Below are 6,206 nucleotides of genomic sequence, written 5' to 3'. Positions count from 1 at the left end.
CGCGCTGGCGCGCAGGCCTGGCGCGCCGGCCGCGCGCCGGGCAGGGCGATCATGCCGGCCGGCCTGCGGCGCCGCCCGCCCCGACGCTTCGCGCCACCACCCTCCGGGAGACCGCCTTCGCCATGCCGACCCGCCGCACCACGCTTCTCGCCGCCGCCGGGCTGCTCGCCGCCCCGGCGCTGCGCGCCCAGCCGGCCTGGCCGGCCCGGACCATCCGCCTCATCGTCCCCTTCACCCCGGCCGGCACCACCGACATCGCCGCCCGCATCCTGGCGGAGCGGCTGACGCCGCGGCTCGGCCAGCAGGTGATCGTGGAGAACCGGCCGGGCGCCGGCGGCAATGTCGGCGGCGAGTTCGTGGTCAAGGCCGACCCGGACGGCCATACCCTGCTGATGGGCACCGTCTCCTCCGGCGCCATCAACTACAGCCTCTACGGCGCCAAGATGCCCTACCGGCCGGAGGACCTGGCGAATGCCGGCCTCATGCTGCAGGTGCCGAACGCCATCTTCGTCGCCAACGCCCTGCCGGTGCGGTCCCTGGCGGAGCTGGTGGACTATGTGAAGGCGCGGCCGGGCCGGCTGAACCACGGCTCCTCCGGCATCGGCACCTCGCTCCACCTGACGGGGGAGCTGCTGAAGACCGTCGCCGGGCTCGACATGCAGCATGTCCCGTTCCGCGGCGCCGGGCCGATGCTGCAGGAGGTGATCGCGGGCCGGATCGAGGTGGCGGTGGACAACCTGCCCAGCGTGATCGGCCACCTGCGGGAAGGGCGGCTGCGGCCGCTGGCGGTCACCACCGCCGAGCGCAGCCCGGCGCTGCCCGACGTGCCGACCACCGCCGAGGCCGGCTTCCCCGGCGTCCAGGCCACCGCCTGGTTCGGCGTGCAGGCCCCGGCGCGCACCCCGAAGCCCATCATCGACCGCCTGGGCGCCGAGATCGACGCGGCGGTGAAGGAGCCGGAGACGCGCGCGCGCATCGCCGACCTGGGCGGCATGAAGCCGGGCCTGACCGCCGATGGCGGCACCAGCCCGGAGGCCTTCGAGCGCTTCGTCCGCGCCGAGATCGTCAAATGGACCGAGGTGGTGCGGAAATCAGGCGCGACCGCGGAATGACGCCCCGGGCCGCATGGCATCACCTGCGGCCGGCGCAGCCGGCCGAGGCGCCGGACGGCGGCCGCCACCAGGGCGGCGACCCAGGGCCGCGGAGCAGCCGCCCGGCGCTCGCGCGCGCCAGCACGGAGTGCGAGCGGCCATCGCCCATGGCCGCTGGGACGACGCCGCGGCGCGCCCTGCTCGCGGCGCCGCTGCTGGCGCTGCCGGCGGCGGCGCGGGCGCAGGCCGGCTTTCCTGCCCGGCCCCTCCGCCTCGTCATTCCCTTCACCCCGGCCGGCACCACCGACCTGACCGGCAGGCTGGCGGCGGAACGGCTGGCGGCGCGGCTCGGCCAGCCGGTGGTGGTGGAGAACCGGCCGGGCGCCGGCGGCAATGTCGGCGCCGAGGCCGTCGCCCGGGCCGAGCCGGACGGGCACACGCTGCTGCTGACCACCATCGGCACCGGCGCGATCAATTTCGCGGTCTATGGCGACCGCATGCCCTACCGGCCGCAGGACCTGGCGGCGGTGGGGCTGCTGACCCGGGTGCCCAACGTGCTGATGGTGCCGCCCGCCCTGCCGGCCCGCAGCGTCGCGGAACTGGTGGCGCTGGCGGGACAGCGGCGCGGCGGGCTCACCTACGGCACCGCCGGCATCGGCTCCTCCCCGCATATCTGCATGGAGCTGTTCGGGCTGCAGACGCGGGCGCCGCTGACCCATGTGCCCTTCCGCGGCAGCGCGCCGATGCTGACCGAGCTGATGGCGGGGCGGGTGGAGGTGGGGATGGACAACATCCCCTCCGCCCTGCCCTTCCTGCGTGACGGCACGCTGCGGGCGCTGGCCACCACCGGGGCCGCCCGCAGCGCCGTGCTGCCGGATGCGCCGACCATGCAGGAAGCCGGGATCGCCGGCTTCGAGGCGACGGCCTGGTTCGGCCTGCTCGCCCCCGCCGCGACGCCGCGGCCGGTGGTGGCGCGGCTGGGGCGGGAGGTGGATGCGGTGGCGCGGGACCCGGCCTTCCGCGCCCGCATGGCCGAACTCGGCGCCGATCCGCCCGGCCTGGCGCCGGATGGCGGCACCTCGCCCGAGGCCTTCGAGGAATTCCTGGCGGCCGAGCGGGTGAAATGGGCCGAGGTGGTTCGACGCAGCGGCGCCCGCGTGGAATGATCCCGCCGCGCGTGGCCGCGGCCGCGCGCCAAGACCGGGCCGGGCAGGACCGCGGCCCGCCCGAGGAGCGCCCCGAGACCCGCCATGCAGCGCCGTACCCTGCTCGCCGCCCCCCTGCTGCCCTTGCCCGGCCTGCTGCCCGCGCGCGCCCGCGCCCAGGGGACCGGCGCGCCGCCCTGGCCGACGCGGCCCGTCCGGCTGGTCGCCGGCTTCCCGCCGGCCGGCACCACCGACATCGCGGCGCGGCTGATCGCCGAGCGCCTGGCGCCGCGGCTCGGCCAGCCGGTCGCGGTGGAGAACCGCCCCGGCGCGACCGGCAACATCGCCGCCGAGGCGGTCGCCCGCGCCGAGCCGGACGGCTACGTGCTGCACGCCACGAATGTCGGCACCGCCAGCATCAACTACACGCTGTTCGGCCCGCGCATGCCGGTGAAGCCCGAGGACTTCGCCGAGCTGGGCCTGCTGATGCAGGTGCCGAACGTGCTCTTCGTGCATCCCGCCGTGCCGGCGCGGACCCTGGCGGAATTCGTCGCGCTGGCGAAGGCGCGGCCGGGCGCGATGAACTACGGCAGCGCCGGCAGCGGCGGCAGCCCGCACATGACGATGGAGCTGTTCAAGCACCTGGCCGGCATCGGCATCGCGCATGTCCCCTTCCGCGGCGCCGGGCCAATGCTGGTGGAGGCGGTGGCGGGGCGGCTGGAGGCGGGCAGCGACAACATGCCGTCCTGCATCGGCCATATCCGCGACGGGCGGCTGCGGGCGCTGGCGACCACCGGCGCCCATCGCTCCCCCGCCCTGCCGGAGGTGCCCACAGTGGCCGAGAGCGGCTTTCCCGGCTTCGAGGCGACCGCGTGGTTCGGCGTGCAGGCGCCGGCCCGCACCCCGCCCGCGATCGTCGCCCTGCTGGGCGCGGCGATCGACGCCGCGACGAAGGAGCCGACCTACCGCGCCCGCCTGGCGGAGCTCGGCGCCGACCCGCCCGGGCTGACGCCGGATGGCGGCACCTCGCCGGAGGCCTTCACCCGCTTCGTCCGGGCCGAGATCGCCAAATGGGCCGAGGTGGTGCGGATCTCCGGCGCCACGGTGGACTGACCGGGGCCACCGCCCCGCCCGCTGGTCCGGCAGGCGTGATCGCCGCCGCCGCTTGCGGCCGCCCGGCCCCGGCGGTACCCGCCGGCCGCATGGAGATGTCCCGCCGCACCCTGCTCGCCGCCCTGCCCCTGCTCGCCGCGCCCGGCCTGCTGCCCGCCGGGGCCCGCGCCCAGGCCTGGCCCAGCCGCCCGATCCGGCTGATCGTCCCCTTCCAGGCCGGCGGCGCCACCGATGTCTCCGCCCGGGTGATCGGCGAGCGGCTGGGCGCCCTACTCGGCCAGCCCATCGTGGTGGAGAACCGCGCCGGCGCCGGCGGCAATGTCGGCGCCGATGCCGTGGCGAAGGCCGAGCCGGATGGCCACACCCTGCTGATGGGCACCATCGGCACCGCCAGCATCAACCAGTACCTGTACCAGAAGATGGCCTTCGACCCGCAGCGGGACCTCGCGCCCATCGCCCTGGTGAACGAGGTGGCGAACGGCGTCATCGTCAACGCCAAGGTCCCGGCGCAGACCCTGGCGGAGCTGGTGGCCCTGGCGAAGCGCGACCCCGGCGGGCTCAACTACGGCACGCCGGGCAACGGCACCTCCGGCCATCTCTGCGGCGAATTGCTGAAGTCGAAGGCCGGCATCGACCTGCAGCATGTGCCGTATCGCGGCACCAACGGCGTGATCCCGGAATTGCTGGCGGACCGGCTGCAGGTGGCGGTCGACAACCTGCCGGCCTACCTGCCACACCTGAAGTCCGGCGCGCTGCGCCTGCTGGCCGTGACCAGCAAGGACCGCTGGTTCACCGCGCCCGAGGTGCCGACGGTGGCCGAGGCCGGCGCCTCGCTCGGCCTGCGCGGCTTCGAGGCGGTGGCCTGGTTCGGCCTGCAGGCGCCGGCGCGGGTGCCGCGGCCGGTGCTGGATGCCATCGCCGGTGCCACGCTGCAGGCGCTGGGGGAGGCGCCGGTGCAGGCCAAGCTGCAGGATATCGGCAGCGCGCCGCGTCCCATGGGGCCGGACGCCTTCGCCCGCTTCATCGCCGCCGAGAACGCGAAGTGGTCCGAGGTGGTGCGGCTCTCGGGGGCGAAGCTGGAGTAGCGCCGGCCTGGAAGCAGGGATTCGCCCGGGCGAATTCCTGCAGCCGCGCCGGCAGCGGCGCGACGGCATCGGCCGCGGCCAGCCGCGCCCGCCCGGCCGAAGACCAGCGCGCCGGGCGGATGCGCGGGTTGGCGAAGCCGCCCGAGACCCGCACCGGGATGTCGAGCGCGAAGACGCCGGTCGTGCTGCGCACCGACCCGATGACCAGGTCCAGCACCCGCCGGTCCAGATCGACGCTCGCGCTGCCGGCGATGGTGCCGGTCGCCGCCCGCAGCCGCAGCGGCGCCACCTCGCCGCGCCCCGCCGTGATCTCGAGCATGCCGAGCAGGCAGCCGACCGGCACGCTGCCGCGCGGCCGGCGGAGCAACAGGCGGATATCGGTCGAGCCCATCTCGACCACCTCCCGCGCCACCTGCCCCTCCCGCATCGCCACGACGGCCGAGATGCGAGCGCCCGCCGCCGCCTCGTTCAGCCGTTCCCCCGCCGCGGTGACCGCCACCCAGCCATCCAGCCGGCCGGAGAGCGGCAGGTCGCGCAGGCCGAAGGCGCGGCGCAGGCGGTCGAGGTCGCCCTCCTCCAGCCGCACCTCGGCGGCGATGGCGGCGCCAGCGGGGCGGGCGGTCACCGCCCCGGCGGCGCGCAGCCGGGCGCCGCTGGTACCAAGGGCGAAGGTCTCGACCGCGATGCGCCCGGGCTCGAGCCGGCCGCGGAACTCGACATCCCGCGCTTCCAGCCCGGCATAGACGAGTTCGTCAGCCGTCAGCCGCGCAGAGAGCAGCGGGTCCGGTGCCAGGCTGACGGCGAGCGGCAGGTCCGCTTCCGCCGCGCCGCGCCGGGCCCCGGCGGCGAGGCGGCGGTTGAGGTCGAGCCGGCCAAGCCCGAGATCGAGCGCGACCGCGTCCGGCTGCCCCGGCTGGCCTTCGGTGAACTGCGCCAGCCGCACCGTCACCGGCTCCCCCGCCAGCGTGCCGGTGGCGTCGGCGAGGCGCCAGGTGGGGCCCTGCCGCGTCAGGGTACCGTCCAGCGCCAGGGCGCCGTCGAACGCGGCATCCGCCGCGCCGCCCAGCGCCAGCAGCGCCTCCGGCGAGGGCGCGCGCAGCATCGCCCGGCCGGCCAGGCCGTCGAGATCCAGCGGGTCCGTCATCCGGCCGTCGACATCGAGCGTCGTCCCGCCGGAGGCAAGGCGCAGCAGCGTCCGCCAGGGCGTCCCGGCCAGGCGCAGCTCGGCGGTGCTGCCGAGCGTGGCATCGAGCGCGACCGGCACGTCGTTGTAGGCGCCGGCGGCGCGCAGCGCGATGGGCGCCGCCGCCTCCGCCGCCGCCAGCGCCGCATCGTCAAGCCGCAGGTGCAGCAGGGCGCCGCTGCCGGTGCGGAAGAGCAGCTCGCTGCCGGCCAGGCGGGCATCCAGCAGCAGCGGCAGGCCGCTGCGGTCGACCGGGCCCGGTTCGGCCGGGCGCGGCGGGCCGAAGCGCCAGTTGCGGGCGCCGCCGGCGCCGCGTTCCAGCAGCAGGGACACGCCTTCCGCCGTGACGCCGCGCAGCACCGGCGGGCCGTGCAGCAGGGAAAGCAGGTCCAGCTCCAGCACCGTCCGGCGCAGCCGCAGCATCTCCGGCCGCGTGCCGCCCGCGACGTTGCCGATGCCGAGCCCGCGCAATTCCACCCGCAGCCAGCGGCCGGGCGCGACGCGCAGCGACTCGATCGCCACGTCGCGGCCGAGCGCGGCGGCGAGGCGCGGCGCGGCCAGCGGCGCCAGCTCCGCCCGGCCGAGCCAG

5 protein-coding genes are annotated in these 6,206 nt (G+C 76.7%); 4 read left to right on the top strand and 1 reads right to left on the bottom strand.

The window, feature by feature from the left end; translation table 11 throughout:
* From E2C05_RS27330 to E2C05_RS27315, 4 genes are all read left to right on the top strand, one after another.
* A partial coding sequence (locus E2C05_RS27330; RefSeq protein WP_338045201.1) for a Bug family tripartite tricarboxylate transporter substrate binding protein occupies positions 1-1,112 on the top strand: 1,112 nt, incomplete at its 5' end.
* Between the two features lie 146 nt (positions 1,113-1,258).
* The gene (locus tag E2C05_RS27325; protein ID WP_133222811.1) at positions 1,259-2,257 is read left to right on the top strand and encodes a Bug family tripartite tricarboxylate transporter substrate binding protein; all 999 of its coding nucleotides are present in this window, start codon (positions 1,259-1,261) and stop codon (positions 2,255-2,257) included.
* Positions 2,258-2,341: 84 nt separating this feature from the next.
* Positions 2,342-3,349: a tripartite tricarboxylate transporter substrate binding protein gene (locus E2C05_RS27320; protein WP_133222810.1), complete on the top strand. Its 1,008-nt coding sequence runs from the start codon at positions 2,342-2,344 to the stop codon at positions 3,347-3,349.
* An 89-nt stretch (positions 3,350-3,438) separates the two neighbouring features.
* Positions 3,439-4,434, top strand: a complete 996-nt coding sequence (locus E2C05_RS27315) for a Bug family tripartite tricarboxylate transporter substrate binding protein (protein ID WP_133222809.1) — start codon at positions 3,439-3,441, stop codon at positions 4,432-4,434.
* Here E2C05_RS27315 and E2C05_RS27310 read toward each other — a convergent pair.
* On the bottom strand, positions 4,370-6,206 hold a 1,837-nt coding region (locus E2C05_RS27310; protein ID WP_133222808.1), incomplete at its 5' end, for an AsmA family protein. The genes E2C05_RS27315 and E2C05_RS27310 overlap by 65 nt on opposite strands.

Source organism: Paracraurococcus ruber, assembly GCF_004353985.1.
Lineage (GTDB): Bacteria > Pseudomonadota > Alphaproteobacteria > Acetobacterales > Acetobacteraceae > Paracraurococcus > Paracraurococcus ruber.
Note: the sequence above shows the minus strand (reverse complement) of the source record. Positions and strands in the feature narration are given on the sequence as shown.